The organism is Nocardia crassostreae (assembly GCF_001613405.1).
Lineage (GTDB): Bacteria > Actinomycetota > Actinomycetes > Mycobacteriales > Mycobacteriaceae > Nocardia > Nocardia crassostreae.
This window is the reverse complement of the sequence record NZ_BDCH01000019.1, coordinates 89475-115405: the sequence shown is the minus strand read 5'-3', so window position 1 is coordinate 115405 and position 25931 is coordinate 89475. Positions and strand designations below refer to the sequence as shown.

The 25931-nt window shown below is 68.0% G+C and carries 28 protein-coding genes and 1 pseudogene; 16 read left to right on the top strand and 13 right to left on the bottom strand.

From position 1 onward, the window contains the following. Positions 1 to 388: 388 nt before the first annotated feature. Together NC4_RS19415 and NC4_RS19410 are read left to right on the top strand one after the other, a co-directional pair. The gene (locus NC4_RS19415; protein WP_067541002.1) at positions 389 to 1126 is read left to right on the top strand and encodes a class I SAM-dependent methyltransferase; all 738 of its coding nucleotides are present in this window, start codon (positions 389 to 391) and stop codon (positions 1124 to 1126) included. A gap of 147 nt (positions 1127 to 1273) precedes the next feature. Next, positions 1274 to 1561, top strand: a complete 288-nt coding sequence (locus NC4_RS19410) for a hypothetical protein (RefSeq protein WP_067540311.1) — start codon at positions 1274 to 1276, stop codon at positions 1559 to 1561. A gap of 149 nt (positions 1562 to 1710) precedes the next feature. Here NC4_RS19410 and NC4_RS19405 read toward each other — a convergent pair whose 3' ends face one another. Together NC4_RS19405 and NC4_RS19400 are read right to left on the bottom strand one after the other, a co-directional pair. Continuing rightward, the gene (locus NC4_RS19405) at positions 1711 to 1887 is read right to left on the bottom strand and encodes a DUF397 domain-containing protein (RefSeq protein ID WP_369690773.1); all 177 of its coding nucleotides are present in this window, start codon (positions 1885 to 1887) and stop codon (positions 1711 to 1713) included. 8 nt (positions 1888 to 1895) lie between these two features. Then, a complete protein-coding gene (locus NC4_RS19400) occupies positions 1896 to 2837 on the bottom strand; it encodes a DUF5753 domain-containing protein (RefSeq protein WP_157554894.1) in 942 nt (313 codons plus the stop codon). A 321-nt stretch (positions 2838 to 3158) separates the two neighbouring features. Between NC4_RS19400 and NC4_RS19395 the strand changes: the two genes are divergently transcribed. After that, on the top strand, positions 3159 to 3458 hold the full coding sequence (locus NC4_RS19395) for a hypothetical protein (protein WP_067540303.1): 300 nt from the start codon (positions 3159 to 3161) through the stop codon (positions 3456 to 3458). A 12-nt stretch (positions 3459 to 3470) separates the two neighbouring features. On the opposite strand, the gene NC4_RS19390 is transcribed toward NC4_RS19395, so the two are convergent. Continuing rightward, positions 3471 to 4166 carry a response regulator gene (locus tag NC4_RS19390; protein ID WP_067541000.1) on the bottom strand — a complete coding sequence of 232 codons (696 nt, stop codon included), beginning with the start codon at positions 4164 to 4166 and terminating at the stop codon, positions 3471 to 3473. Further along, entirely contained in the window at positions 4159 to 5715 is a 1557-nt protein-coding gene (locus NC4_RS19385; protein ID WP_157554892.1) for a sensor histidine kinase, read from the bottom strand. Before NC4_RS19385 ends, NC4_RS19390 begins: the two co-directional genes overlap by 8 nt. Positions 5716 to 5792: 77 nt before the next feature. Here NC4_RS19385 and NC4_RS19380 point away from each other — a divergent pair, with 77 nt between their 5' ends. Together NC4_RS19380 and NC4_RS19375 are read left to right on the top strand one after the other, a co-directional pair. Then, positions 5793 to 6380, top strand: a complete 588-nt coding sequence (locus NC4_RS19380) for a hypothetical protein (RefSeq protein WP_218021227.1) — start codon at positions 5793 to 5795, stop codon at positions 6378 to 6380. 108 nt (positions 6381 to 6488) lie between these two features. Then, complete coding sequence (locus NC4_RS19375; protein ID WP_067540293.1) at positions 6489 to 7199, top strand: LppP/LprE family lipoprotein; 711 nt, start codon at positions 6489 to 6491, stop codon at positions 7197 to 7199. 14 nt (positions 7200 to 7213) lie between these two features. On the opposite strand, the gene NC4_RS19370 is transcribed toward NC4_RS19375, so the two are convergent. Next, positions 7214 to 7597: an Rv0313 family protein gene (locus tag NC4_RS19370; protein ID WP_067540284.1), complete on the bottom strand. Its 384-nt coding sequence runs from the start codon at positions 7595 to 7597 to the stop codon at positions 7214 to 7216. Positions 7598 to 7670: 73 nt separating this feature from the next. Next, the gene (locus tag NC4_RS19365; protein ID WP_218021226.1) at positions 7671 to 9257 is read right to left on the bottom strand and encodes an ADP-ribosyltransferase domain-containing protein; all 1587 of its coding nucleotides are present in this window, start codon (positions 9255 to 9257) and stop codon (positions 7671 to 7673) included. Positions 9258 to 9373: 116 nt separating this feature from the next. On the opposite strand from NC4_RS19365, the gene NC4_RS41680 reads away from it, so the two are divergent. The 3 genes and pseudogenes from NC4_RS41680 (at position 9374) to NC4_RS19355 (ending at position 11770) form a co-directional block, all read left to right on the top strand. Beyond that, entirely contained in the window at positions 9374 to 9523 is a 150-nt protein-coding gene (locus NC4_RS41680) for a hypothetical protein (protein WP_218021225.1), read from the top strand. A gap of 12 nt (positions 9524 to 9535) precedes the next feature. Next, positions 9536 to 10042, top strand: a pseudogene (locus NC4_RS19360) (macro domain-containing protein); the annotation flags it as partial. A 75-nt stretch (positions 10043 to 10117) separates the two neighbouring features. Next, positions 10118 to 11770 carry a bifunctional 3'-5' exonuclease/DNA polymerase gene (locus NC4_RS19355; RefSeq protein WP_067540277.1) on the top strand — a complete coding sequence of 551 codons (1653 nt, stop codon included), beginning with the start codon at positions 10118 to 10120 and terminating at the stop codon, positions 11768 to 11770. A 174-nt stretch (positions 11771 to 11944) separates the two neighbouring features. On the opposite strand, the gene NC4_RS19350 is transcribed toward NC4_RS19355, so the two are convergent. Both NC4_RS19350 and NC4_RS19345 read right to left on the bottom strand, forming a co-directional pair. Then, positions 11945 to 12145 (bottom strand): ferredoxin, encoded by a 201-nt coding sequence (locus NC4_RS19350; RefSeq protein ID WP_067540274.1) that lies wholly within the window; start codon positions 12143 to 12145, stop codon positions 11945 to 11947. Between the two features lie 5 nt (positions 12146 to 12150). Further along, complete coding sequence (locus tag NC4_RS19345; RefSeq protein WP_067540271.1) at positions 12151 to 13377, bottom strand: cytochrome P450; 1227 nt, start codon at positions 13375 to 13377, stop codon at positions 12151 to 12153. A gap of 136 nt (positions 13378 to 13513) precedes the next feature. On the opposite strand from NC4_RS19345, the gene NC4_RS42860 reads away from it, so the two are divergent. The 3 genes from NC4_RS42860 (at position 13514) to NC4_RS19340 (ending at position 16654) form a co-directional block, all read left to right on the top strand. Beyond that, positions 13514 to 13759, top strand: coding sequence for an AfsR/SARP family transcriptional regulator (locus NC4_RS42860; protein WP_245721795.1), 246 nt, complete (start codon positions 13514 to 13516; stop codon positions 13757 to 13759). Between the two features lie 21 nt (positions 13760 to 13780). Next, positions 13781 to 14377 (top strand): AfsR/SARP family transcriptional regulator, encoded by a 597-nt coding sequence (locus NC4_RS42855; RefSeq protein WP_245721794.1) that lies wholly within the window; start codon positions 13781 to 13783, stop codon positions 14375 to 14377. A 210-nt stretch (positions 14378 to 14587) separates the two neighbouring features. Further along, a complete protein-coding gene (locus NC4_RS19340) occupies positions 14588 to 16654 on the top strand; it encodes an ATP-binding protein (RefSeq protein ID WP_245721793.1) in 2067 nt (688 codons plus the stop codon). Between the two features lie 21 nt (positions 16655 to 16675). Here the strand turns inward: NC4_RS19340 and NC4_RS19335 are convergent, their stop codons facing one another. The 3 genes from NC4_RS19335 to NC4_RS19325 all read right to left on the bottom strand — a co-directional run bounded on the left by NC4_RS19335 (position 16676) and on the right by NC4_RS19325 (position 18857). Then, on the bottom strand, positions 16676 to 17638 hold the full coding sequence (locus NC4_RS19335; protein ID WP_067540268.1) for an alpha/beta fold hydrolase: 963 nt from the start codon (positions 17636 to 17638) through the stop codon (positions 16676 to 16678). Positions 17639 to 17767: 129 nt separating this feature from the next. Further along, a complete protein-coding gene (cynS, locus tag NC4_RS19330) occupies positions 17768 to 18238 on the bottom strand; it encodes a cyanase (protein WP_067540265.1) in 471 nt (156 codons plus the stop codon). 28 nt (positions 18239 to 18266) lie between these two features. Further along, positions 18267 to 18857 carry a carbonic anhydrase gene (locus NC4_RS19325; protein WP_067540998.1) on the bottom strand — a complete coding sequence of 197 codons (591 nt, stop codon included), beginning with the start codon at positions 18855 to 18857 and terminating at the stop codon, positions 18267 to 18269. A gap of 113 nt (positions 18858 to 18970) precedes the next feature. Here NC4_RS19325 and cynR point away from each other — a divergent pair, with 113 nt between their 5' ends. From cynR to NC4_RS19300, 5 genes are all read left to right on the top strand, one after another. Further along, a complete protein-coding gene (gene cynR, locus NC4_RS19320) occupies positions 18971 to 19852 on the top strand; it encodes a transcriptional regulator CynR (protein ID WP_067540262.1) in 882 nt (293 codons plus the stop codon). 48 nt (positions 19853 to 19900) lie between these two features. Continuing rightward, positions 19901 to 20779, top strand: a complete 879-nt coding sequence (locus NC4_RS19315; protein WP_067540260.1) for an MBL fold metallo-hydrolase — start codon at positions 19901 to 19903, stop codon at positions 20777 to 20779. 82 nt (positions 20780 to 20861) lie between these two features. Continuing rightward, on the top strand, positions 20862 to 21302 hold the full coding sequence (locus tag NC4_RS19310) for a MarR family winged helix-turn-helix transcriptional regulator (protein WP_067540996.1): 441 nt from the start codon (positions 20862 to 20864) through the stop codon (positions 21300 to 21302). Next, the gene (locus NC4_RS19305; protein ID WP_067540258.1) at positions 21302 to 21724 is read left to right on the top strand and encodes an organic hydroperoxide resistance protein; all 423 of its coding nucleotides are present in this window, start codon (positions 21302 to 21304) and stop codon (positions 21722 to 21724) included. Before NC4_RS19310 ends, NC4_RS19305 begins: the two co-directional genes overlap by 1 nt. A 25-nt stretch (positions 21725 to 21749) precedes the next feature. After that, positions 21750 to 22736, top strand: a complete 987-nt coding sequence (locus tag NC4_RS19300; protein ID WP_067540255.1) for a zinc-binding dehydrogenase — start codon at positions 21750 to 21752, stop codon at positions 22734 to 22736. A 16-nt stretch (positions 22737 to 22752) separates the two neighbouring features. On the opposite strand, the gene NC4_RS19295 is transcribed toward NC4_RS19300, so the two are convergent. Further along, the gene (locus NC4_RS19295; protein ID WP_067540252.1) at positions 22753 to 24087 is read right to left on the bottom strand and encodes an alpha/beta fold hydrolase; all 1335 of its coding nucleotides are present in this window, start codon (positions 24085 to 24087) and stop codon (positions 22753 to 22755) included. Positions 24088 to 24126: 39 nt separating this feature from the next. Continuing rightward, on the bottom strand, positions 24127 to 25923 hold the full coding sequence (locus NC4_RS19290; RefSeq protein WP_067540249.1) for a S8 family peptidase: 1797 nt from the start codon (positions 25921 to 25923) through the stop codon (positions 24127 to 24129). Positions 25924 to 25931: the final 8 nt, after the last annotated feature.

Sequence of the window (25931 nt, the reverse complement as noted above, 5' to 3'; positions counted from 1 at the left end):
GCCCCGGCCTGTGTCTTATCCTGAAGGTAGAGGTCGTGGGGCGAGTAGCGGAACCTCACCCCTGTCACCGCGGCACTCCTGGCCGATTCATCTGACATAGTGCCATCGTTCTGGCACACATGCGGCTGTGCCAATAAACCTGACGCGGATCGTTGGTTTCGACTGTTTGCTCGGAGTCGGTCGTGGGTGCCGTCGTCGCCGTCGCCCGCTGATGATTGCTGGGTGGAGTTCATCGATTCAGAGGCCGGTGGCCGATGCAGGGTGTACTGTTGGCCTGCGCGACAGCATGTTCGAGGAGTGAATCCAGCGTGGAGGTTCTCTTCGTTCCGCGGCGGTGCGCTTCTCGCCTGCAACGCTCATCCGCGACTGCCGTGTTAGCGTCGAGCACGTGGGCACACCAACGCAGCGGACCGGCTCCGGCGGCGCGGGAGCGTACGACCCAATCGCCGAGGCCTACGCCGCGGAGAACGCGACGAGCCTGCTCAACGAGTACTATAACCGGCCCGCGATCCGGAACCTGCTCGGTGACGTGACGGGCAAGCATGTGCTGGACGCCGGGTGCGGCTCGGGTCCCACGCTCGTCGACCTCATCGAAGGCGGAGCGACAGCGGTCGGAATCGACGGCAGCCAGGCCCTGATCGACATCGCCACCGACAGAGTCGGGGCCGCCGCAGAGCTGCACGTCGGGGATCTGGCTGACCCTCTACCGTTCGGCGACAACACATTCGACGACATTGTCTGCTCCCTCGCGCTGCACTACCTCGAAGATTGGAACTCCCCGCTGGCGGAGATGCGCCGCGTGCTCAAGCCCGGAGGTCGCCTGATCCTCTCGGTGGAGCACCCGCTCGTCATGTGGTTCACGCAGCTTCAGACCGGAGAGACCACGAACTACTTCGCCACGCGCCAACGCAAAATGACCGATATGGCCGGGCAGGACGCAGACCTCACGTTCTGGGATCGGTCCTTGTCGACGATGTTCCGGACATTCTTCGACAGCGGGTTCCGTGTCACCCGCGTCGAGGAACCGGGACCTGCCCCGGAAGCGGTGGAGCGGTTCCCCGAGTTCTTCCAGGACCGCGAGGACCCGAGGTTCCTGGCCTTCCTGTTCCTGGTGTTGGAAGCCTGACTCCTACGCCCGAGCGTCCGGACTCACCCTCGAGACGAACCTCTGATCCGCCGACCGCGCATGAAGTTGGCCACCTCGGCGATGGCAACAGTGCGCATGATCGGGCACCGACAGCGATGTCGGAGTTCGTGTTCGCCCATCCGACCGGTGACGGGCGAACCAGCTACGACCTCACTGCGGACAAGGCCGCTGGCGCTCGACGAACTGCTCATCCCTGCCGGATTCGAGCCGGTCATCTGGGAACAGGTCACCCTCGGCCTCAGCGGCAACCCCGAACAGATTTGGCAGCTGGTGATCCAAAAATATTACGAGACAACACTTCTCGACAACGAACAACTCAACGCACTACACGACCAGTTCATCGCCTCCGCGTCCGCCCGGCAACTGCCCACCGGTCACCGCATCTCCATCGCCACAACCCGACTCGCTGCCTGATCAACAGTCACCGACGGTTTCGGAAACGGCTTCTCACGGTGGGCGGGAGCGGTGGCCCATGCCTACGGTCGACTGCTCGACATCATCCGCGAACGGCGGCTCGGGTTGGTCGCTTCGACGATGTCCTCATCCCGCCGTCGTGACCCGGCTCAGACCTGCCAGATGCCGCTGTGTAGGAACCGGTCCCACTGTTCGCCGCTGAACCATAGTTCGGGACCGGTCGGGTTTTTGGAGTCGCGTATGCCGGTTCGGGCCAGGTCGTGATAGACCTCGACGCACTGTTTTCCACCGTCGGACCGGCTCGACTTGTACCACTCGCCTCGCACCGGATTTTTCACGCCGCGTACTCCTTCGCAATGCGCGACACCATGTCTCGGGTGCCCTGTTCTGTCAACGCTACCGCCCGCAACCCTTCGATGGCCTGTCGATACTGGTTGACTTCCTCGCTGTGCTCGTGGAACGTCGTGCCTATCGCGCCCTCGGCGTAAACCACGGGCGGCAGTGTCATTCCACTCGCGCCCTTCGGGAACTGCAGCAGGGTGAAGATCAGCATCGTCAATCCAGGATGAGGCCCGGTGGAGAAGGGAACGACGCGGATACTGACATTGGTTCGCTCACTTGCTTCCATCAGCCAGGCGAGTTGGTCCGCCATGAACGGCGCGCTCGCGGGACGGTGGCGCAGCACTGCTTCCGAAAGGAAGACCTCCAACCGGAAATCGGATTCGTTCAGCCGTGCCTGGCGGTGTGCGGTGAGTTCGAGGCGGCGCTCCAAATCCACTGCGGACAACTCGGGTTCATTGATGCGAACGATGGCGCGGCGGTAGTCCGGTATCTGCAACAAGCCTGGAACCACAACGATCTGGTGCGCCACGATGTGGTTCGCTGCTCCTTCGAGGCGTAGAAACTTGGGAAAGTTCGGGGCGATCTGGTCGGTGTACGCCTTCCAGAATCCTTTCGAATTTCCTTGCGCCTTGGCGGATTTGTCTTGTTCGCGAACTTCGGCCCACAGTCGCAATGCCTGCGTGGTATCCGATTGAGAGGCTTCGTAGTATTCGAGCAGGCTCTTCAACTGCGGTGTCGTTTGCTTCGTCGGCAATCCCTCCTCCATGCGCATCAACACAAACCGGGTCACTTCGAGATGATCCGCCGCTCTCGACAACGCCGTATGTGGGGCGCGCTTTCGCATTCCCTGAATGAAACTTCCGAAATCCGTGCGGGAGAACGTCAAACCGGCCATTTCGTTAGCCTCGCTATCTGGGGAGTGTTCTTCACGCACACGTGCACTGCACACTTCAATTTTATTTCTCAAATTGTTGTTTCCGTGTGGGTTTCCGCGAACACAATGGTCTCCACAGACAGCTGAAGCTGCGATAAGCACCGGCGAGGAGGCTCGTAATGCTTTGGGAAACAATCGCGTTGGTCGTCGTTCTGGTCGGTTGCCTCATCCTGTCGATGAGCGCGCTATTGGATGCGGCAGCCGACTCCCCGGCCTCAGACGCGCCGACAGCGCCGGTGTGTGGGGGCGGATTCGAGTTCCACCGTGTGCCGCTCCGCAATACTCATCGCCTGCACGGCAAACATCGAGCGTGGTGATCGCATGTATCCGGCCGACAGTGCGCGTGAGCTCGAAATCCGGGTGCTGGCAGACGTTATCGCTGCTGCGGAGTATCTGTTGCAGGGTGCCGAGGCTGCGGGGAGTACCGTCGCGGTGCCGCTTGCCGAGGTGTACGCGATCATCATCCGGGCCGTGATGGCGAGTGCGCGGGCCGGTGGGCACTATGGGCCGGGGAGCCTGGCGTATGCGCCGCTGTTGGATGCGATTCTGGCGGGGGTGGACGCAACGCCTTGGGATGCGGCGGTTTTCGCGGTTCTTGTCGATGGTGTCGTAGTGGACTGAATGCGGGTGGTTTCATCGGCCGCCGGGGGTGACCGTTCCGGTTTCGTAGGCGAGGACGACGAGTTGGGCACGGTCGCGGGCGTCGAGTTTGGTGAGCAGGCGGCCGACGTGGGTCTTGACGGTGGCGACGCCGAGGTGGAGGGCGGTGGCGATTTCGGCGTTGGAGCGGCCGGTGGCGATGTGGGCGAGGACCTCGCGTTCGCGGTCGGTGAGGGTGGCGGGGAGGGTGGATTCGGTTGCGGGAGTGGCGGGGTGGCGGGCGAAGGCGGTGATGAGGCGGCGGGTGATGTTCGGGGTCAGGAGGGCGTCACCGGCGGCCACGACGCGGATCGCGTGCAACAGCTGCTCGGGGGGCGAGTCCTTGAGGATGAATCCGGCTGCGCCGCAGCGCAATGCGCGGAAGACGTGCTCGTCCTGATCGAAGGTGGTCACTATGAGCACGTTTGGGGCGTCAGTGCCGTCGGATGCGATGTGCCGCATGGCTTCCAGGCCGTCCATGATCGGCATGCGGATATCCATGAGAACGACGTCGGGGTGCAGGCTGCGGGTCAGGCGCACGGCTTCGCCGCCATTACCGGCCTCGCCGATCACGGTGAGATCCGGCGCGGCCTCGACCAGGACCCGGAATCCCGCCCGCACCAGCGCTTCGTCATCGGCGATGAGCACCCGGATCGGGTGCCGTCCGGTCGCGGGGGAGGCGTCAGCCATGGCGTCCATCCTCGCCGATGGGGAAACTCGCGGTGACGGTGAACCCGCCGCCGGGCCGCGGCCCCGCCTCGAACCGCCCGTCGAACAGCGCCACCCGCTCCCGCATCCCGGCCAGCCCGAGACCCGAACCGCTGCCGCTGAGGTCCGAACCGCTGCTGCTGAGGTCGGGATCGCTGCTGCTGAGGTCGGGATCGCTGCTGCTGAGGTCGGGATCGCTGCTGCTGAGGTCGGGATCGCTGCTGCTGAGGTCGGGATCGCTGCTGCTGAGGTCCGGGCCGATGCTGCTGAGGTCCGGGCCGCTGCTGCTGAGGTCCGGGCCGCTGCCGCTGAGCTCCGGATCGCTGCTGCTTAGCTCCGGATTGCTGTTGCAGAGCCCTGGATTGCTGCCGAGCCCCAGTTCGCTGTTGCCGAGTTCCGGGTCGCTGTTGTCGAGTCTCGGGTCGTTGTCGCCGGGCCCGCGAGGGTTGTCGGCGAGTCCCGAAACCGCGGGGTTCACGCTGCCGCGCGGGCCCGGTGTGACCGGCCCGTCGTCGGCGATGGATACGGTGAGGGTGTGCGGTTCGTGCTGGATCTCGATCCGCGCGCGGTCGGTGTGCGCGTGCTTGACGATGTTCGTGAGTGCTTCCTGCACAATGCGGTACACCGTGGTCTGGAGCAGTGGCGGGTAGTCGGCGGGGGTGCCGGAAACGCTCTGGTCCACGATCAGGCCGTCGTGGCCGATGCGGGCGATCAGGCCCGCGATCTCGTCGAGTCCGGGTTCGGCGGGGTCGTCGTCCGGGGGTGTGGGTTCGCGGATTTGCGCGAGCACCGCCCGCAGTTCGGTCAAGGCGGATCTGCTGGCGGTCTCGATGGTGGTCAGCGCCAGGCGCGCCTCCTCGGGGTTGTGATCGATGACCAGCCGGGCCACGCCCGACCGGACGGCCACCATGCTCAAGGTATGCGAGAGCAGATCGTGTACGTCTCGCGCCACTCGCAGCCGCTCCTCGGCGCGAGTCCTGAGCTCCGCCTCCGCATCCCGGGCGCGCCGCTGCTCGGTGAGTGCGCGGCGGTACGCGCGGCGGGTGCGCAGCATGTCCCCGGCCAGCCAGGCCGGAACCGCGACGATCAGCTGCACGAAGTTCTGATCCTGATCGGTGTGCCAATGGAATGCGGCCATCATGGTGATGTAGACGGCGATGAGCGTCGCACCGGTGGCGAGCAGCGACTCCCGGCGCGGCCGCCGATCGGCGAGGGTCAGCACGGCCACGCCGAAGGCCGGTCCCGCATTGCTCACCCATGGCGTGAACCGCACACCGGCGAGGGCGGCCACGCACAGCACGGCCGTCACGGCGAACAGCACGGTGAGCGGCAGGCGGCGGCGGAGCAGCAGCGGCGCGACCGCGGCGGCCCCGTAGGCCGCGATCATCGGTTTCGATCCGATCCCGTCGGTGAGGCCGATCAGCAGTGGCCCGGTGAAGACCGCGAAACAGGCGACCGCAAGGGCGATATCGAGCCAGTCGGGCCCTGGGTCGACCGCGCGAATCAACCTCGAGGCGGACCGAACCGCCACCGTCCGCCTCGGGTCGGACCTGATCTCGCGGCCGTGGGCCGACGACACGGCGGGGCCGTGCGCGCGAAGCTCGAGGCATGAACCATCGAGAGACTCAGCACCTCCGGCCCGGTTCCGGAGACCTCCCCGCGCCCGCCGAGCCGTTTCGGCTGTCGGTCCCGTCGACCGCCATTGCTGTCGGCTCCCTCGGGTGGGGCATCGCAGCGGGCGGCATGGTCTTCCTGAACCGCTCGCCGGAGCCCCCGACGCACGTGGCGGGCACGGCCGCTTGGGGCCCGCATCTGGTCCTCCTCGTCCTGGCTGTCGCGATCGGCTGGCGGATATTCCGACGCGCACCGTCGCCAACCCGCCTGCTGCTCGCTCCCCTCGGCGCACCGGCAGCGAAAAGGCTTGCGCACACCGCGCTTTCGATCTTCCGTCACCCCACGGCCCTGCTCCGATCCCTGCTCGCCATCCCTTTCCTGGCGCTCCTGGCCTACTGCCCCTGGCGGATCGGTCTGCAAATTCTCGCCGGTCTGGACCCGAATTTCACCGTCAATGCCTGGGGCGGCCCCACCTATTTCGGTGCGATGGCCTGCCACTACCTCGACGGCGCGCTCCTCGCCGCCGCGGCGGCCGCTGTCCTGCACCGGGTGCTGCTGCCGTCGCCCGACAGCCGCCCGTGACCCTATTCGCCTGTGCCGCGGGTGGTTAGGGCATTCGCCGGATAACGCCGGGGTGGGCGGCACCCTACGGTCGAAGGTGTAGGTGTCGGGGTCGGGGAGGAATCGGGAGTGATCGTGAAAGCGAAGTCGATGGTGTTCGGCCTGCTCGCGGCGGGAATGCTGGTGAGCGCCAGCGGATGTGGCACGACCTCGAGTCAAGGCGGCGGCCCGAACCAGGGCGGCACTTCGACTCCGAGTGCGGTGGTCACCTCCACGGTGACGAAGCCGGGCGGGAATCCGGGCGGCGGCACCAGCGGTGAGCAGGGCGAGGGCACGAGCGGTGATCAAAGCGGGACAAGCGGCGGGGAAACCACCGCTCCGCAGCAACCGCCCACGGTCGCGCCGGTGACCGAGGATCCGGCCCCCAATGGCAGCGGTCGAGGCAACTGCTTCGACGTGAAGTCCCAGCTGGCAGGCGATGCCATCGCCAGTCTCGCGGTGCCCGAAGCAGGCCCGTGGTACGTCAGCGACGCGAGCGAGGACCCGATCGACAACGGCTGCACCAACACCCTGTCCTGGATGACGGTGACCTCCGGAAACATCCACCCCTGGGTGCACATCCTCTTCTTCACCAACGGCACCTGGCTGGGCACCGCCACCGCGAACCGGTACGGCTACACCGAAGTACTCGGCAAAACCAAAGACACCGTGCGCGTCCAATACCGCTGGCTGACCTCCAACGAAGCCCTGTGCTGCCCCGAAGGCGGCCCCAGCATCGTGACCTTCACCCTGTCCGGCGGAAAGGTCCAGGCCAACGGCAAATTCCCGCCGTCGAAGTAACCCGGGCCGGTCGCTCAGGTCGCGTCGAGCGCGCTGGCGGGGACGCCGTAGGGCAGGAAGCGGACGCGGCGGCGGTCGTCGGTGTTGTCGCGGTGGGCGCGCAGGGCCTCGAGTTCGGTGGGGAAGACCTGGTCCACGCGGGCGGAGCCGGTGTCGTCGAGGGTGTAGATGGCCCAGACGCCGCTACCCGTTTCGCCGGTGGTGGGGCCCTCGGTCTTCGGGGACTGGGTGCGCTCGGGCTGGATGAACTGGCCGAGCAGCGAGGCCAGGGGGTTGGCGCTGGAGCGGTCGAGGTATTCGCCTGCCTTGGCGATCAGGTCGCGGACCTCTATGCCCGCTTCCCGCAGCGCGCGTTCGAACTCTTCCGGATCGATTCCGAACGGGCCGTTGGTTGCCATCGCATGTGCTCCTGGAGACGAGGTCGGCGCTACGACCCCAGTGTCCTCGCGCCGCGCCGACTTCGCCAATGGCTCAGGACACGAGGGGTTGCTCGGCCGATTCGGTGAGCTCGACGACGCACAGGCCGCCGCGTTCGGCCCGGACGTCGGTCACCTCCAGCTGGGTGCCGGGCAGCAGGATGAATTCCTCCTCGCCGGTGAAGGCCGAGAAATTGCGGATGCTGACCGCGCGGGTGGGGTGCACCTCGAAAAGCGTTCGCTTGCCGCGGCTTCCGAGGAACGAATGGGCCACGGCGGGTTTCGAGGTGCAGGAGGACACACCCCACCAGGTGATGGTGCGGCCCTTCGGATACTGGCGGCGCAGGTCCAGTGAGACGCCGCGCCACAGGGGTTCGCTGCGGGCGGGCAGGCCCGAGACCGCCGCGAACAGCAGCCGCAGATAGGGAAGATACGGGGTGAGTCGCGTGCGGTCCGTCGAGCGCAGGACGGCATTGATCTCCCGGTAGAAGGCGGACTCGCAGGTGTAAAGGTGAAGGGCGGCAATCGCATCGGCGGACAGGGCGGTGGTGTGTTGGTCGGCGCGTTCCTTGCCGAAGTCGCGTGATTGCCTGGCGTGCCAGTCGAGACCCGACAGCTGCCGGGCCACGGGGGCGATGGCGTCCTCGAAGTTCATGAGGGGCGTGTCGAAGACGCCGGTGATGGCGGGCAGGACCAGGCCCTCGTCCTTGACGCTCGCCAGTCGTTCCAGATACAGCTGGTGCAACTCCATGGTGGAGGCGATGAACGCGCCCAGGCGCTCGGCGACCTTGTGATCGGCTCCGCCGGTCTCGGCCGCCTTGTTCCAGCCGGTGCTCGGCAACCAGTCGATCTCGTCGAGGCCCAACGCCGCCAGCGCCGCGTTCACCGTGCCGAAATGGTCTCCGTTGCAGAAGATATCGCCCTGCGCCGCGGGATTGGCGTGATCCACGTGCCGGACGTCGACATCCGGATACTTCTTTTGCAGCCGCAGCACGACAGTCTTGAGATTTCGTGCGTGCGCACCCCACCACGCGAAGACCACCCCGCGGTCGGCCGGGTCGGCATTCTGCTTGGCGCGCAGGATCTCTTCGACGATCCGCTCCACCACCGGCCGCCAGAACGCTGTGTGCTGATCGGTCCCGAGCGCCCCGTCGGCGCTGGCGGTGAGGGCCGCGTTCAGCAGCAGCACGCCCTGGGTGAGCATGGCCTGGAACCATTCCGGCGGCTGCACGGTGTCGCGCTCGCGCAGCAGGGCGCGGATATCGGCGATCGGAGTCTTCTTGGGAATGCCGTACTTCCACACGGCCGCCGCCTTGATGATGCAGCGGATGCTCACCACGCGGCCGAACTGACTGTCCTTCCAATCATGGAATGTGTTGTCGAACATGGCGATTCCGGTGGCGCTTTCCGGCCGCGGATACGGATTCTGGCCGAGGGCGACGACCTTCCACTTGTGCGGCGGATTGGGTTTGAGCGCCTGGAAGGTCAACTCCCGGACAGGGACGACCTGCGGGCCGCGACTCGGGCCGATGTACATGGCGGCATTGGGCTGCGCCTCGATCACGGGCCGCAGCAGCGGCAGCCAGGGCTCGCCGCCGCCGTGGAAGAGTTCGGTCAGGGCCAGCGGGTCATTGGTGCTCACGGCCCGGCACTCTATGGCATGGCTCCGACATGGATTTACTTCTGGCAGAAGACATGTCGGTGGGTGGCGCTAGCTTCGAGAACGGTTGCAGGGACCGCATTCCGATAGGAGTTTTCATGACCGTGAACCGTGCGCAGACGCCGCTGCGAGTGGTGCTGACCGATATCAACCAGAACGTCGTGGAGGCGTGGCGGGCCGCCTTCGCCGACGAATCCGGCATCGAAATCCGCCGGGGCTCGATTCTCGACGAACAGGTCGACGCCTAGGTCACCCCCACCAACTCCCGCGGCCTGATGAACGGGGGCGTCGACGCGGTCATCAAGCGTCATCTCGGCGCGGGTATCCAGTTGCGCGTGCAGCGCGCCATCCGCGACGGGTTCGCGGGCCGCCTCCCGATCGGCAGCGCGGTCTGCGTGCCTTCCGGCGCGACCAATCCGAAGTTCCTGATCTCCACGCCCACCATGGAATCCACCGTGGAGAATGTCAGCGCCACCCTGAATGTCGCCCTGGCCTGCGCCGCCGGGTTCCAGGCGATCCACCGCCAGAACCACGCCGCACCGGGCAGCATCACCTCGGTCGCACTGGTCGGCATGGGCGCAATGACCGGCAGCGTGCCCGCGCGCGTCTGCGCCAACCTCATGTGGACGGGCTACACCCTGTTCAACGACTACTCGTTCGACGACTACGACCAGCTGCGCGCCACCATCTTCGCCCAGCTCGACGATATCGAGAACGCGCCTGCCGAGAAGCGGGTTCGCATCGCGCGCCCCTCGGCCAAGCGCTGACCCTCCGACGCGGTTCGCCACCGCCCCCGTGCCGGATATCCGAAGTTGTCTGTGCTCGATGCGAGACTCTGGAACATGCGATGGGCGGTGGCGGAAACAGCGGACGGGGGTGCACGGGTATGCCCACTCGATCAGGACGGCCGACCGGCGGGGCCGGTACTGCACGAGCCGTCGCTCGCCGCGGCGGTGGGCTCGCGGCCGGAGGTGGAGCGCTGGGTCTGGCGCTCGACCGCCGAGATCTACCGCCGTCTGCTGGCGGCCGGGGTGCGGGTGGAGCGCTGCTATGACGTGGAGGCCGCAGAAGCGCTGCTGATCGGGCACGAGGAAGGTCAGTCCGGGCAGGCGCGCTCGCTGGCTGCGGCATGGGCGCGGCTGCACCGCCTTCCGGTCCCGCCGGACGCCCCGCTGCGGGCCGCCGAGACCCAGCCGTCGCTGTTCGAGTCCGGGCCGGTGCCCTTACCGAGCGGGACCGACGAATTCACCGCACTGCTGGAGGTGTACGCGGCGCAGGTGGCGCGCACGGCGAAAACCGAGCACCCCGACCGCATGCGGCTGCTGCTCGCCGCCGAATCGGCGGGCATGCTGGTGGCCGCCGAGTTGTTCCGGGCCGGAATCCCTTGGCGCGCAGACGTTCACCGCGACCTGCTGGACCGGATGCTGGGGGAGCGGATAGCAGGCGGCGAACCGCGCCGCATGGTGGAGCTGGCCGACGAGGTGTCGCGGGCATTCGGCCCCGGGGTGCGGGTCCGGCCCGACCTGCCCGCCGACATCGTCAAAGCCTTCGGCCGCGCGGGAATTCTGTTGTCCTCCACCAGGAAATGGGAACTCCAGGAGATCGATCACCCCGCAGTCGAGCCCCTACTGGCCTACAAGTCGCTCTACCGCCTCTACACCGCCCACGGCTGGTCCTGGCTCGAACAATGGGTCCACGACGGCCGCTTCCGCCCCGAATACCTGCCCGGTGGCACGGTTTCCGGGCGCTGGACCACCAATGGCGTTGGTGCCCTGCAAATCCCGAAGGTGGTGCGCCAAGCGATCCGTGCCGATCCCGGCTGGCGGCTGGTGGTCGCCGACGCCGCGCAGATGGAACCGCGCGTGCTCGCCGCCATCTCACGCGACCCGGGCCTGATGGAAGTCGCCGGTCGCGGTGACGACATGTACGCCGATCTCGCCGCCCGCGCCTTCGGTGGTGACCGCGCCCAAGCCAAGATCGCACTGCTGGGCGCGATCTACGGTCAAACCTCCGGTGACGCCCTCACCCATATGGCCGAACTCCGCCGCCGCTACCCGGCCGCCATCGCCTATGTCGACGAGGCGGCGCGCGCCGGTGAGGAGGGCCGCCTGGTGCGAACCTGGCTGGGCCGCACCTGCCCTCCCGTCTCCGCCGACACCGACCTCGACTCCGAGCCGTACTCCGCCAATACTCCCAGAGCCCGCGCCCGCGGCCGCTTCACCCGCAACTTCGTCGTCCAAGGCAGCGCCGCCGAGTGGGCCCTGCTCCTCCTGGCGGCCTTGCGCCAGACCATGACTCAGGCCGGACTCCGCGCCGAACTGGTCTTCTTCCAGCACGACGAGGTCATCGTCCACTGCCCGGCGGAGGAAGCCGAAACAGTCGCCGTGGCAATAACATCCGCCGCCAACACCGCAGGCCGCATCGCCTTCGGCGCAACCCCGGTCCGCTTCGCCTTCACCACGGCGATCGTCGAGTGCTACGGAGACGCCAAGTGAGAGTGCGGCATTGCCGCCGCCGCCCCGCCCACCACACCGCCGCTCCAGTCCAGCCGCGCTGCCAGCCCACCCGCGCCCGCACGACCACCCGCACCAGCGTGGCGACCAGCATCCGCGTGGCGACTCGCGCCCGCACGGCCACTCGCGTCTGCAATGGGGATTCGCCTCGCGAGCTCACCTGCGGGGCTCGTCGATGGCGAGGGCTCGGGCCGGGCAGGCGGCTACGGCCTCGCGGACGGTGGAGTGATCGCTGGTCGGGGCCGGGTGGAGCACTCGGACGAGGCCATCGTCGTCGTCCTGATCGAAGACATTCGGTGCGAGCAGGGCGCACATGCCCGCGCCGATGCAACGGTCCCGGTTGGCGGTGATAACCATGGTTGTCAGCTCTCCTCGGGTGTCCAGGTGACCGGGAGGGCGTGGACGCCATAGATGTTCATGTCGGTGCGGAGGCGCACCTCGTCGGCGGGTACGGCCAGGGTGAGGGTGGGGAAGCGGCGGAGCAAGCCCTCGAAACCGGCGCGCATTTCGATGCGGGCCAGCTGTTGGCCGAGGCAGGTGTGGATGCCGTGGCCGAAGGCGACTCGGCCGCCGGTGTTGCGGTGGAAGTTCAGGGTGTCGGGGTCGGGGAAGCGCCGGGGGTCGCGGTTGGCGGCCAGCAGGGAGACAACGACGGTCGAGCCCTTGGGGATCAGCTCGCCGCCGAGCTCGAGGTCCTCGGTGGCGTAGCGGTAGAAGATGTCGGCGACGGAGAGGTAGCGCAGTAGTTCTTCGACCGCGTCGGCTCCGAGGTCGGGGTTGGCGCGCAGTTCGGTCAGTTGTTCGGGGTGCTCGAGCAGCGCGAAGGTGCCCAGGCCCAGCATGTTCGCGGTGGTCTCGTGACCGGCGAGGAGCAGCAGGAAGGCGATGCCGACCAGTTCCTCGATGCTGAGGTCTTCGTTGCGGGCCAGGTCGGAGAGGATGTCCTCGCTCGGTTCGGCGCGCTTGGCCATGACCAGCTGGGCCAGGTAGGAGGTCATGGCGCCGAATGCGGCGGCCTTCTCCTCGAGGGTCTGGTCCCGGACCAGGAACTGGGCCGAGTTGCCTTGGAAGGTCTCGCGGTCCGCGTAGGGGACGCCGAGCAGTTCGCAGATCACCAGTGAGGGCACCGGCAGCGCGAATTCCTTGACCAGGTCGACCGGCGGGGTCAGGCGCGCCATGGCATCCAATTGCCGCTCGGTGATCTCGACGATGTGGTCTTCCAATTGCTTCATGCGCTTGACGGTGAAAGCGCCGGTGAGCATGCGGCGCAGCCGGGTGTGGTCCGGCGGATCCATGGCGATGAACAGGCCCGGCGTCTGCGGCGACGGCTCGGTCTGGGGCGGCATGCCCGGAGTCTCGAACGGTACGTGGACGATTCCGAGGTCCTGGCGGGAGCTGAACCGGGTGTCTGCCATGAGCTGCCGGACCGCGTCGTAGCCGGTCACGAGCCAGCCCTCGTGACCATTGGGGAAGACCATGGGGCTGACCGGACGAGCCGCGCGCAGCCGGGTGATCGCGCGGGGCGGATCGAACGGGCCCGCATCGCGTTCCATGGGGAGGCCGTGCGGGACGGGAACCGTCTGGGTCATCGGATTTCCTTTCGTGGCGGTGTAATGCAGCCACGGTCGCCGACGTGCCTGTCAGCGCCCTGACACGGCCCTGATACGGGCGGCGGCCGTATCAGCGCGCGGCGGCGCACCGATCGCCCATGGCAAGATCGGGCGGGTGCAAATCGGGATTCTTGGACCATTCGAAGTTCGCACGGCCGATGGCGTTTTCGCCGACGTGCCGGGCGCGCGGCTGCGCGGGCTGCTGACGGCCCTCGCGCTGCAACCGGGTCACGCCATCCCGAAGGCGGCGCTCGTCGACTGGATCTGGGGTGAGAACCCGCCTGCCGATGCGACGAATGCCTTGCAGCAGTTGGTGTCCTGGCTGCGCAAGACGCTGCCCGCCGGATCGATCGAAGGCTAGTCCGACGGCTACCGGCTGCGCGTGGAGCCCGAGGCCGTCGACGCGGTGCGGTTCGAACGCCTGCTCGCCCAGTCGCGCAAGAACGACGATCCGAGCGGGGTGGCGCTGCTGCGCGAGGCCCTCGGGCTGTGGCGCGGTGCGGCCATGCAGGACATCGGGTTGCAGGAGAGCGGGGCGTTCGACGCCGCGGTCACCCGCCTCGAAGGGCTGCGCCTGACCGCCATGGAGGACCGCTTCGACGCGGAGATCGAACTCGGCCGCGGCGCCGATATGGTCACCGAGCTGACCGATCTGGTGGCCGCGCATCCGGTGCGCGAACGCCTGGTCGCGGCCCTCATGCGCGCCCTGGTCGCCAGCGGTCGCGATACCGAGGCGCTGCTCGCCTACGAGCGCGCCCGCGAAACCCTGGCCGACGAACTGGGCGTGGACCCGTCACCGGAGCTGTCCGGCCTGCATGTGGCGCTGCTGCGCGGTGAGCTGGGCGGGCGAGAGGAGCCTCGCAAGACCAATCTGCGCGCCGAGTTGACCAGCTTCGTCGGCAAGGACGCCGATATCAGCGCGGTCCGCGGGCTCAATGCCGAACATCGGCTCACCACCCTGATCGGGCCGGGCGGTTAGGGCAAGACCCGCCTCGCCACCGAGACCGCGCGCACGCTGCTCGGCGATCTGCCCGAGGGGGTCTGGCTGGTCGAACTCGCGGCCATCGGCGCGGACGGCGATGTCGCGCAGGCGACCCTGGGCGCGCTCAAACTGCGCGACGCACTGCACGGCGACGCCTCGGACGCGGACCCCACCGACCGGGTCATCGCCGCCATCCGGGATCGGGCCATGCTGCTGATTCTCGACAATTGCGAGCACGTCATCGAATCCGCGGCGGCCTTCGCCCATCGCGTGCTCGGCGAATGCCGCCGCCTGCGGATCATCGCGACCAGCCGTGAACCCCTGGGCATTACCGGCGAGGGGCTGTGGCCGGTAATGCCGCTGGCCGTGCCCGCCGACGACGCCGATCCGGCCGAGATCGCAGCAGCCCCGGCCGTGCGGCTGCTCCAGGATCGGGCAAGCGCGGTGCGCAAGGATCTCGGGGCCGACGCACAGACCCTGGCGACCATGGTGCGCGTCTGCCGGACCCTGGACGGTATGCCGCTGGCCATCGAGCTCGCCGCCGCCAGGCTGCGCACCATGACCCTCGATCAGCTCGCCCATCGGCTCGACGACCGGTTCCGCCTGCTCACCGGCGGCAGCCGCACCGCACTGCCCCGGCATCGGACGCTGCGCGCCATGGTCGACTGGAGCTGGGAGCTGCTCACCGACGCCGAACGCATTGTGCTGCGCCGACTTTCGGTGTTCTCCGGCGGCGCCAGCCTGGAGGCGGCCGAGCGGGTCTGCGCCGCCGACGCGGTCGCGTCGTGGGAGGTGCACGAACTACTCACCGCGCTGGCCGAGAAATCGCTGGTGCTCGCCGAGGGCGATACCGCGCCGCGCTACCGCATGCTCGGCATCATCAAGGAGTACGCCCAGCAGCGGCTGGACGAAGCGGCGGAAGCGGATTCGGCGCGGCGGGCGCACCTGGCGTACTTCACCGAACTGGTCGAGACCGCGGAACCGCATCTGCGCCGCGCCGAGCAATTGGGCTGGCTGGCCACCCTCGATGCCGAGCACGACAATATCGCCGCCGCCATGCGTGGGGCGCTCGCGGCCGGGGAATCGGACGGGGCCGTGCGCCTGGCCGCGACCGCCGGATGGTACTGGTGGCTCAGCGGGTACAAGGGCGAGAGCAATGAGCTGATGGTGGCGGCCGCCAATCTGCCCGGTGAGGCGTCCGAGGAACACCGGGCCGTGGTGTACGCCTTTGTGGTGCAGTTCGTTTCGGCCGGGCGGCAGGGCGACGAGCACCAGGCCGAGGAGTGGATCCGCAAGGCGTACGAGATCAGCCGCCGGATCGGGAGCAGGCACTGGGTGTTGCGCTTCGTGGCCCCGCTGGAGGCCATGCTGCGGGCCCCGGACGCCTTCCTGCCCGCTTGGGAGGAACTGCTGACCGACGAGGATCCGTGGGTGCGCGCCCTGGCCCGATTGCAATTGGGCCGCATGCGCATTCAGCTCGGTCACGACGGCCCGGGCGCGGACGCCTACCTCGAGCGGTCGGTCGCCGAGTTCCGCGCCATCGGCGAGCGGTGGGGGCTGTCGTTCGCACTGACCGAACTGGGGGATCGCAGTGCCATGCGCGGCGATATAGCCGGTGCGAGCGAACTCTACGATCAGGCGATCGCGGTCGTCACCGAGGTCGGCGCGATCGAGGACGTCGTGCGGATGGGGACGCGGCAGGCCCAATTCCACTGGCTGCTCGGCGATCTCGAGGCGAGCGCGGCCACCATGGCCGATATGCAGCGCGTCGCCGAACGCTCGGCCTGGCCGAATACCCTGGCCGAGGTGGCGCTGTCGAAGGCGGAGCTGGCGCGCTGGCGCGGCGATGCCGCGCAGGTGCACCGGGAGTTGGGTGTGGCGACGGCGATTCTCGGCGAGGCGGCCGAGCGGGATCTGGTCCGCGCGGTGATCGAGGATCTGCTGGGCTATCTCGCCGAGGATCTCGCCGCCGCGCGCGCCCACCGCGCCGCGGCCGTCCGCGCGGCCTCCGAGGCCGGGCACGCGCCCCTCATCGCCGCGGTGCTCATCGGGGTCGCGGATGTGGCGCTGCGGTCGGAACAGCACGAGCAGGCCGCGCGGCTGCTGGCGGCCAGCGCCGCCGTGCGCGGGCTGCCGGATCGGTCGCATCCGGATGGGGTGCGCATCGAGGAAGCCGTGCGCGGCCAGCTCGGCGAGGAACGCTTCAGCGCGGTCACGGGTGAAGTGACACAAGCGAATTGGAGCGAACTGGCCGAGGCCGTACTCGCCGGGTGAGCGTGGACACCGCGGACGGACTCAGGCCACCAGGCGCAGCACGGGCACGGCGGGCCGCGCCGCGCCGGTGGTATTCGCCCGTGCCAGCAGCCGGACCAGGGAGCGGGCGACCTGGTCCGGCTGTTCGAGAATCACCGAGTGGCCCGCGCCCTCGACCAGGACGAGATCGGCGTAGTCGACCCCCGCCGCAATGGCCACCGAATGCGCGGGCGGGGTCATCAGATCGGCGGAGCCGCACAACACCAACGTCGGGATGCGCGACAGCAGCAGCAGCGCGTCGGTGCGGTCGAAGTCCAGGAAGGCGCTCAGGAAGCTCGCCATGGTGACGATCGGCGTCGCATTGTGCATTGCATTGGCGAGGGTGATCACGCGCGGGCTGACCTCGCGATCACCGTATTCGGCCATCCGGGCGACGGGTGAGAAAACCTTGCAGGCCAGCAACTTCGCATGCCGCATGAGGGTGGGCGCGCGCCGGACGGCGGCCTGGAACAGGGCGATGAGCGGGTGGCGCAGCAAGCGGCCCAGACCGGAGTCGGCCAGCCCGCTCGCCACGGTCGAGACGAGGGCCGCGCCGACGATCCGGGCGCCGATCTCGTGCGGCTGCTGGGCGGCATAGGTCAGGACCGCCATCCCGCCCATCGAATGCCCGACCAGGACGACCGGCCCGGTCGGCGCGACCGCGTCGAGCACCGCGCCCAGGTCGCGACCGAGCTGCCCGAGATGATAGGACCGCGGGTCCGCCGCGCCGGATTCCCCGTGCCCGCGGTGGTCGTAGCAGACGACCCGCGCCCCGGCATACCGCTGCGGCAGCGCCTCGCGCAGATCCGACCACGACTCGGTGCTCGAGCAGTGCCCGTGCACGAGCACCACCGTGACGTCCGCATCCCGCGGCCCGTACTCACGAACCGCGAGCGCCACACCGTCTTCCGTCAGGACGGTGTGGCGCCGCATGGCCGGTGGTGCGGTGGTGCGGGTGATCGTCATCGGTGGCTCCGGTTCACTGGTGGTGGCTTACCACTCTGCGCCGTCTCGGCCGCCGATATCAGGACCCCGAGTGCTGTGATCGCGCCCTCGAGGGTGAACAGATCACCACCCAAGGGGGTGGGGTTCGGCTCAGAAGGGCTTCGTCGGCAGGTACTTGCCGTCGAGGGTGATCACGGCGCGCTCGCCGCCCTCGGGATCGGCGACCTTGCGCACATCCAGCTCGAAGTTGATGGCACTGATGATGCCGTCGCCGAACTGTTCGTGCACAAGGGCTTTGAGCGTGGTGCCGTAGACTTGAAGCATCTCGTAGAAGCGGTAGATGGTCGGATCCGTCGGCACCCTGCCGGGAATGGAACCGCGAGAATGGATGGTCTGCAACAGGATTGCGGCCTCGTCACCGAGTTCCAGGAGTTCGGCGACGGCCGTTGCGGCGGACTCGGGGAGGGGATGCTGGCCGAGCACGGCCGCGGTGACGAAGGCGACCGACAGCCCGGCGGCGTCGGAGATCTGCTGCCAGGACAGGTCCTTCCGGATCTTGGCCTCGACGGCGGTGGCGGCCAGGGCCTGGCGTGCGGTGGGATCGAACTGAGCGTGCACCATGATGGGTTTCCTTTCGGGGGTGGGGATTTCAGGCGGGAAGTGCGGCGGGCGCGACCTCGTCGACCGCGCCGCTGCCGATGTCGTAGATCCAGCCGTGCAGCGTGAGGGCGTGGTCGGCCAGCGCGGCCGCAACCGCGGGGTGGGTGGCCAGATTCGCCAGTTGCGCATGCACATTCGCGCGCACCAGGGCATCGACGGATGCCGGGCCGCCGGACATGGCGGCCCGGGCGCGGGCGGCGTCCGCGTGCCGCAGCCAGCCCGCGACCGCCGGTGCGGTGGTGAGATCGTGGTGTTCGGCGAGCGCCGTCATCGCCCCGCACGCCGAATGGCCGCAGACGACGATATCGGTGACCCGCAGCGCGGCGACGGCATATTCGATACTCGCGGCCACGCCATCGGAGCCGGGGGAGTAGGCGGGCACGATATTGCCCGCGGTGCGAATGACGAACAGGTCCCCGGGCTCGCTCTGCGTGATCAACTCGGGCACGACGCGGGCGTCCGAACAGCCGATGAACAGCGCGGTCGGCTGATGTGTCCCCGCGAGCCGGGTGAACAGCGGGGTTTTGGCGGGGAAGACGGTGCGCTGAAACTGTGCGACGCCCGCCGCGAGATCGTGCATGGTCACTCCTTGGATCGGCCGGTGGCTGACACGATCAACTGTGCTCTACCAGTGTGTATAGTGTCCAAGTCGTAGTTTCCATCGCTGCTATTGGCCTCATCTATAGTTGGGCCATGGACCCGGAACTGCGTCATGTGCGCTACCTGCTCGCGGTCGCCGAACAGGGCAACTTCACCCGCGCCGCGCACGACCTGCACATCTCGCAGCCGACCCTGTCCCAGCAGATCAAACAACTCGAAAAGGCTTTGGGCGCACAACTACTGGACCGCAGCGGGCGCACCGTCCGGCTCACCGACGCGGGCGCGGCCTACACCCGCTACGCCGCCCGCGCGATTCGTGAACTGCGCGCCGCCGAACGCGCGGTGCACGATGTCGCCGACCTGTCCCGGGGCAGCGTTCGACTGGTGCTCACCCCGACCTTCACCGCCTACCTCGTCGGCCCGCTCACCGCCGAACTGCGCCGCCGTCACCCCCGGCTCGACCTCGAGACCACCGAGACGACCCAGGATCGCATCGAAACCGGTTTGCTGGCAGACGAATTCGACCTCGGTATCGCCTTCGACCGCAGCCATCTGCCAGGGATCGACGCCACCGGCCTGTGCACCGAAACCCTCAGCCTGGTCGCCGGAGCGCAGTCCGAGCACGACCGGGCCGCGGCCCTCCCGGTGCGGGACCTGGCCGGACTCGAACTCGCGCTGCTGAGCGCCGATTTCGCGACTCGCAGCCATATCGACGACTACTTGCACACCCACCGCGTGCACCCCCGCATTGCCGTGCAGGCCAATTCGATTCAGGCACTGATCGAAATAGTGCAGCGCACCGACCTGTTCACCTTGCTTCTGACCGCCGTCGCCGCCGACCACCCCGGCCTGACCGCCCTGGCCGTCGACCCCCCGCCGCCCGCCCGTCGCGTCGCCCTGCTGCGCCGCGCCGACGGCTACGAGAGCGCGGGCTCCGCCGCTCTCACCCGCGTGCTCACGACCCTGATCCGCTGACCCGCCGTATCGGAGAAGCGGCGCTGCGGGTTTCGGTACTGTGCGGTCATGACCGCAGGCGCATCGCTCATCGATTTCGCTCGGGTGCATCCCGAGGCCCGTGCACTGGATGTCCGGTGGATCCACGGCTCACCGTCGGCCAAGCACAATACCGACGACGACATCCAGGTACACGCCTACGACGAGCACACCGTGATCCTGCGGCAGAACATGGCCGTCCACTGTGAAGCGCCGTTCCTGTACATGCTGTTCGGCAATGCCCGCGCGGTGCTGATCGACACCGGCGCAACGGCATACGCCGAATTCTTCCCCCTGCGCCGGGTGGTCGACGACCTCGTCGAGGACTGGCTCGCGCGGCACCCCCGGCCGGACTACGAACTGCTGGTGGTGCACACCCACACCCACACCGACCACATCGCGGCCGACGCCCAGTTCGCCGACCGGCCCGCCACCACGGTGGTGGACGCCGAGCTGACCAGCGCCTGGAACTACTTCAGATTCACCGAGAATCCCGACGCCACACGACCTCTCGATCTGGGCGGCCGCATCCTGGAATGCCTGGCCACCCCCGGTCACGACGATGCGGCCGTCACCTTCTATGACCCGTGGACCGGCATTCTGCTCACCGGCGACACGGTCTACCCCGGCCGTCTCTACATCCGGGACTGGGCCGCCTTCGGTCGCACCATCGACCGCATGATCGCGCTCTGCGACCGGCGGCCGATCACCCACATTCTCGGCTGCCATATCGAGATGAGCACCGAACCGGGCAAGGACTATCCGATCGGCGCGACCTACCAGCCCGATGAGCTCCCGCTCCAGATGACCCCCGATGACCTGCGCGATATCCGCGCGGCCCTCGACGAGATCGGCGACTCGCCCGCGCGCCGCGCCTTCCCGCGTTTCGTCCTGTACCCGATTCGCTAGCCGGTTCGACGCGATCGTGGCGTGACGATCGCTACACGCCATTAAATTGTGCACAACTTAATTGGGGGCTACAGTCATGGACATGGCCGACCCGATGGCGCTCGAGCAGCAGGTCTGTTTCCCGCTCTACGAGGCAATGCGGGCAATGACCGCCGCTTATCGGCCGAAGCTCGAGGAGATGGGGCTGACGTATCCGCAGTACCTGGTGATGCTGGTGCTGTGGGAGCGCGACGAGCGCACCGTCGGTGACCTGTGCGCGGCGCTGGCGCTGGACTCCGGGACGTTGTCGCCGCTGCTGAAGCGGCTTGCGGCGGCCGGGCTGGTGGAGCGCAGGCGGTCGGTCGCCGATGAGCGGCGGGTGGAGATCCGGCTCACGGAGCGCGGTCGTGCCATGTACGGCCGGGCGTGCGAGATACCGGCGCAGATGGCCGAGGCCACCGGATTGTCGATGGAAGAGCTTGCGGCCCTGCGTGACACATTGCGGCGGGTGACCGCGGCGCTGAATACCCCCAAGGAGAAGTAATGAACGTTCTGTACACCGCCGGGGCGCTGGCGACCGGTGACGGCCGCAACGGGCGCACGCGCAGCACCGACGGCAAGATCGACGCGCACCTGTCCGCGCCGAAGGAGCTTGGCGGCAATGGTGAGGGGACCAATCCCGAGCAGCTGTTCGCGGCCGGGTACGCGGCCTGCTTCCATTCGGCGCTGCGCCTGGTGGGCGCGCGGGCCAAGGCGGATATCGCCGATTCGGCCGTCGGCGCGAAGGTCGGCATCGGGCCCAATGACGCCGGTGGGTTCGAGTTGGCGGTGACGCTCGAGGTGTCGCTGCCGCACCTGCCCCGTGCGGAGGCGACGGCGCTGGCCGAGGCGGCGCACCAGGTGCGCCCGTATTCCAATGCGGTGCGCGGAAATATCGACGTCCAGGTCCTGGTCGCCGAAGACTGAGAACACTGATCGGAAGGAGCGGACTATGCGTGCGGTAGTCATCGAGCAGTTCGGCGAGCCGAAGGATGTCCTGGTCGCCACGGAGCGGCCGATTCCGGAACCCGGCCCCGACGAGGTGCGGATCGAACTGATCCTCGCGCCGATCCACAATCACGATCTCGCCATTATTCGCGGCGTGTACGGCTATCGGCCGCCGCTGCCCGCCATCCCCGGCACCGAGGCCGTGGGCCGCATCCACGCCCTGGGCGCGGCCGTGACCGGCCTGGAAATCGGTCAGCGCGTGACGGTTTCGGGCATCCAGGGCGCCTGGGCGGAGTACTTCCTGGCCCCCGCCGCCGCGATCGTCCCGGTCCCGGACTCGGTCTCCGACGCCACCGCGAGCCAGCTGCTGGCCATGCCGCTCAGCGCGCTCATGCTGCTCGAGGATCTGCAACTGTCCTCCGGCGACTGGATGACCGTCAATGCCGCCAACGGCGCGGTCGGCCGCCTGCTGAACGTGCTCGCCCGCGACCGCGGCATCAACGTCCTCAACCTGGTCCGCAGCCCCGCCGCCCAGAAAGCCTTGCAGGACTTGGGCTTCGACCCGGTCTTCGACACCGAATCCGCCGACTGGCTCGAACAGGCCACCGCGGCCACCGGCGGCGCACCCATCGCCCGCGCCGTGGACCAGGTCGGCGGCCGCGCCGCCAACGACCTGCTCGCCCTGCTGGGCCCGCGCGGCGAACTGATCTCCTTCGGCGCCCTCTCGGGTCAGCCCCTGGTGATCGATCCGGGCAAGATGATCTTCAAACAGGCTGTGGTCAAAGGCTTCTGGGGCTCCAAGCGTGCCGAGGAGATCGGCGCGGCCGACCGCCGCCGCCTGATCACCGAACTCGTCGGCCTCGCCGCGCGGGGCGCGCTGCAACTCGAGGTGGAAGCGGCCTTCTCCCTGAATGCCGCCGCTGACGCCGCGGCCGCCAGCGAGCGCCCCGGCCGCAACGCCAAGATCGCACTGTCCGCGACCGAGGTCTGATTCGAGCGAGACCGGTCTAGGTCAATCCGCCCGCTGCTGCGACAACCCAGGCGAGTTGGGTTTTGAAGATGTCGCTGTGTGCGCCGCTGGGCGGGCCGCCCTGGTTGACCACGTCGGAGGCGTCCAGGTTGAGCATGCGGTGGGGTTGGAACGGATAGGCGGTGCCGGGGTTGCCCAGTGGGTGGCGCTCGGCGTCGAAGGCGCCGTGAGATCCCATGGCGCGGAAGCGGAACAGTCTGTCGTCGGCGCCTCTGGCGTCGTCCTTGGCCGCGAGTGAGGCGAGCGGGTACATGGTGCTCAATGCCGAATCGTGGCTGGAATGGCAGACGGTCAGCGGCCCGTCGAGACGGGCCAGGCGGCCCGCCAGCGCACCGCTTCCGTCGCGGAAGGGGAGCCGGTCGGTGAAGGTGAAGCGCGAGAATGCGCCTTGCAGCAAGGTTATGGACTTCACCGTCGCGGAACCGTCGGGCAGGCCGTCGAGGGCGTAGGCCACGACCCGTGCGCCGAAGCTGTGGCCGACGAGGTGGACGCGCAGACCAGGGTGGTCAGCGCCGAGTTTCGCGACCACGGGGCCGAGGCCGGTGCGGCCGACCACGCCCGCGCGGTTCTTCATCTTCCAGTAGCTGAGCTGGCGCAGCGCCTCCTTCGCGCCGTGCAGGGCCTTGTCGAGGAAGTCGCCGAGCCCGGCTTCGCCGCCGCCGGAACCGAATTCGACTCCGGTGTCGGCGAGTTTGGCCGCGAACTCCTCGAACAGCTCGACGGGGGAATGGTCGGTGGCGTCGAGCATGCCGGGGTCGCCGCCCTGCTCGGTTTCTCCGTCGCCGAAGCCCTGCGGGGTGGCCTCGTGGAACGAACGCAGCTGTGCGAAAAGGTCATTGAGGGTCGCGCGGCTGGGCGGTGCGGCGAGCAGACCGGCTATGGCGTCGAGTTGTCCGGAGCCCTTGGGGAACATGCTCTTCAGGTCGGCGAGAACGAGCGGGTCGAGCGTCGGCGCGCCCGCGTCGACCGTCGCCCCGGCGTCCAGCGCCGCGGCTCCGTCGCCGACATGTCTTGGGGCCGAGTCGACATCGGGGATCGGTTCGTCACGCCACAGTTGCGAGGGCCAGAACACGCCGACGAATCCCACCTTGCGCGCCGCCCCGACGTGCGCGGCGAGTAATTCGAACCATCTCTTGTAGAGCCGGACCGCGGTGTCCTCGCCATTGTTCCAGCCGTGGGAGAAGAACACGATATCGGTCACCCCCGAATCGCGGATCTCCTGGGAGAGGGTGGCGACCTGCTGAGGTTGCGCATCGCCGTCATCGTCGAAGACCAGTCGCCAGAAGGGGCGGCCGACGATCGTATCGGTCATTTTCCTTGTCCTTTCCGGAAATTCACACCGATTGCGGATTCACACCGACTGAAGAGCGCGCATGAGGTCGACCAGTCCGCCGCCCTGGAAGGCGCGGTCACGGCAGAGGGAGGTGGCCGAGGAGACCAGGATCCGTTTGACGGCCTCCGGGTCGCCGATAAATTCGCGCTGCACCGACAGGAATGCCGCGGCCGCGCCGGACACGTGGGGAGCGGCCATACTGGTGCCGCTGTCCTCGATATAGACGGCCATGCCCGCGCCCTTGTTGTCGAGCGTGTTCGCTACCGGCCGCAGCAGGTCACCGGCCGCTGCCGCGGCGATTCGCTCGCCCGGCGCGACGAGGTCGGGCTTATTGCGGCCGTCCGCGGTCGGGCCGCGCGAGGAGAAGTACGAAATGCCATAGGAATGCGGCGAATCCTTGTGCGTCGAACCCACCGTGATGGCCCGCTCGACATTGCCCGGATCGTTGATGGTCATGGCCGCACTGAACTTCCGCACGTCCGACATGGAGGCATTGAGGGTGATGTACGCCGAATTGCCCGCCGCGACCACCACGACCACCCCGGAACGCACCAGCTTGTCCACCTCGAGGCACAGCGGGCTGCGCCCGCAAGCGAACCATTCCGGATCGAATTCGTAGCCCAGGCTCAGGTTCACGCCCTGGATGCGCGGCAATTTCCCACTGGCGGCATTGATTTCACGCACATAGGCGAGCGCCTCGATCACCCGGGTGGTACGCGCGTCGAGGGTGCCCCGGCCGCCGAGCACCTTGAGGCTCACCAGCTTCGCGCGCGGCGCGATTCCCGCCAGGCCGTGGCGCTCGAACGGCCGCGGTTTCACTATGGGCGTCTCCGGTTCGGCGACATTGAATCGCCTCTCGGTGACGAGGATCCGGTCGGTCGTGCCCTCCCACAGCTCCAGCCCGCCCGCAATGATGCCCGCCACGTGGGTGCCGTGCCCCTTCTCGTCCATCAACGGGTCCGAGCCGGTGCCGGTGAAGTCCTTGTGCAAGCCGATGACCGTCGGATCGTCGAGGGTGTGATACCCGCGAAAATGCGGATGGTCACCTTGGATTCCCGAATCGATGACCGCCCAGACGATTCCGTCGCCGAAGCTACTGAACGCCCGCTGTGCGGCCGTGGCCTTGATGGTCCGCGCCGACGCGTCGATCTGCGTCTCGATCGGGAAGTCCGGCCAGATCCGATAGATCGAGCGATCGATCCAGTCGATGCCGACCGCGTCCGCCGAGATCAAACCTTCGATCTCGGTGGTGGTGAGCTCGCCGACCGCGTACTCGTCGGCCAGCAGCCGCGGCTCGTCCGGCCTGCCGAGGTAGCGCCACAGTTCCTTGACACGGGCCATCGCCTTGCTCGGTCCGCTGCGGTACCGGAGATTCAGCTCGATCATGACCGGAATCGGATCCGGCGAGCGCCCACCGCCGTTCTTCGCTATGAACTCCGCGCGCAATGGCGGCGTGAGCACACCCGCGATCGGCATCTCCGCCCGTTCGCGCGGGTCCGGAGGCGAGGTGAGCGGGCGTTCCTCGACCCGCCGCGCTCGCTCGCACGCGTCACCGAGCGCGCGCTCCCCGGCCTCGGTCAGATGGAACTCGCGCACCAGCCCGGCCGTGGTGAGGTCCTCCAGCGACTTCCGTACGCGATGATGCCAATTGGGCTTCTTGTCCGTGTACAGCCGATCCGCGGCCTCGAATCGGGACGCGAACCGGGCGGCGACCATTGTCAGCACCGATTCCTCGGTGATTTTTATATAGCGCGTGGACAACTCGCCGAGCGCGCAGTGCACCCGGTTGTCCCACATCGACCGGTCACCGCTCATGATTTCGC

What these genes read in the sequence shown, in the direction of transcription:
- NC4_RS19345 (WP_067540271.1), bottom strand. Translation starts at nt 13,377, where the DNA reads ATGACCCAGACGGTTCCCGTCCCGCACGGCCTCCCCATGGAACGCGAT.
- NC4_RS19300 (WP_067540255.1), top strand. Translation starts at nt 21,750, where the DNA reads ATGCGTGCGGTAGTCATCGAGCAGTTCGGCGAGCCGAAGGATGTCCTG.
- cynS (WP_067540265.1), bottom strand. Translation starts at nt 18,238, where the DNA reads ATGGTGCACGCTCAGTTCGATCCCACCGCACGCCAGGCCCTGGCCGCC.
- NC4_RS19335 (WP_067540268.1), bottom strand. Translation starts at nt 17,638, where the DNA reads ATGACGATCACCCGCACCACCGCACCACCGGCCATGCGGCGCCACACC.
- NC4_RS19380 (WP_218021227.1), top strand. Translation starts at nt 5,793, where the DNA reads ATGAACCATCGAGAGACTCAGCACCTCCGGCCCGGTTCCGGAGACCTC.
- NC4_RS19305 (WP_067540258.1), top strand. Translation starts at nt 21,302, where the DNA reads ATGAACGTTCTGTACACCGCCGGGGCGCTGGCGACCGGTGACGGCCGC.
- cynR (WP_067540262.1), top strand. Translation starts at nt 18,971, where the DNA reads ATGGACCCGGAACTGCGTCATGTGCGCTACCTGCTCGCGGTCGCCGAA.
- NC4_RS19295 (WP_067540252.1), bottom strand. Translation starts at nt 24,087, where the DNA reads ATGACCGATACGATCGTCGGCCGCCCCTTCTGGCGACTGGTCTTCGAC.
- NC4_RS19355 (WP_067540277.1), top strand. Translation starts at nt 10,118, where the DNA reads ATGCGATGGGCGGTGGCGGAAACAGCGGACGGGGGTGCACGGGTATGC.
- NC4_RS41680 (WP_218021225.1), top strand. Translation starts at nt 9,374, where the DNA reads ATGACCGTGAACCGTGCGCAGACGCCGCTGCGAGTGGTGCTGACCGAT.
- NC4_RS19325 (WP_067540998.1), bottom strand. Translation starts at nt 18,857, where the DNA reads ATGCACGATCTCGCGGCGGGCGTCGCACAGTTTCAGCGCACCGTCTTC.
- NC4_RS19395 (WP_067540303.1), top strand. Translation starts at nt 3,159, where the DNA reads ATGTATCCGGCCGACAGTGCGCGTGAGCTCGAAATCCGGGTGCTGGCA.
- NC4_RS19390 (WP_067541000.1), bottom strand. Translation starts at nt 4,166, where the DNA reads ATGGCTGACGCCTCCCCCGCGACCGGACGGCACCCGATCCGGGTGCTC.
- NC4_RS19340 (WP_245721793.1), top strand. Translation starts at nt 14,588, where the DNA reads ATGCTGCTGATTCTCGACAATTGCGAGCACGTCATCGAATCCGCGGCG.
- NC4_RS19350 (WP_067540274.1), bottom strand. Translation starts at nt 12,145, where the DNA reads ATGGTTATCACCGCCAACCGGGACCGTTGCATCGGCGCGGGCATGTGC.
- NC4_RS19370 (WP_067540284.1), bottom strand. Translation starts at nt 7,597, where the DNA reads ATGGCAACCAACGGCCCGTTCGGAATCGATCCGGAAGAGTTCGAACGC.
- NC4_RS19310 (WP_067540996.1), top strand. Translation starts at nt 20,862, where the DNA reads ATGGCCGACCCGATGGCGCTCGAGCAGCAGGTCTGTTTCCCGCTCTAC.
- NC4_RS19315 (WP_067540260.1), top strand. Translation starts at nt 19,901, where the DNA reads ATGACCGCAGGCGCATCGCTCATCGATTTCGCTCGGGTGCATCCCGAG.
- NC4_RS19290 (WP_067540249.1), bottom strand. Translation starts at nt 25,923, where the DNA reads ATGAGCGGTGACCGGTCGATGTGGGACAACCGGGTGCACTGCGCGCTC.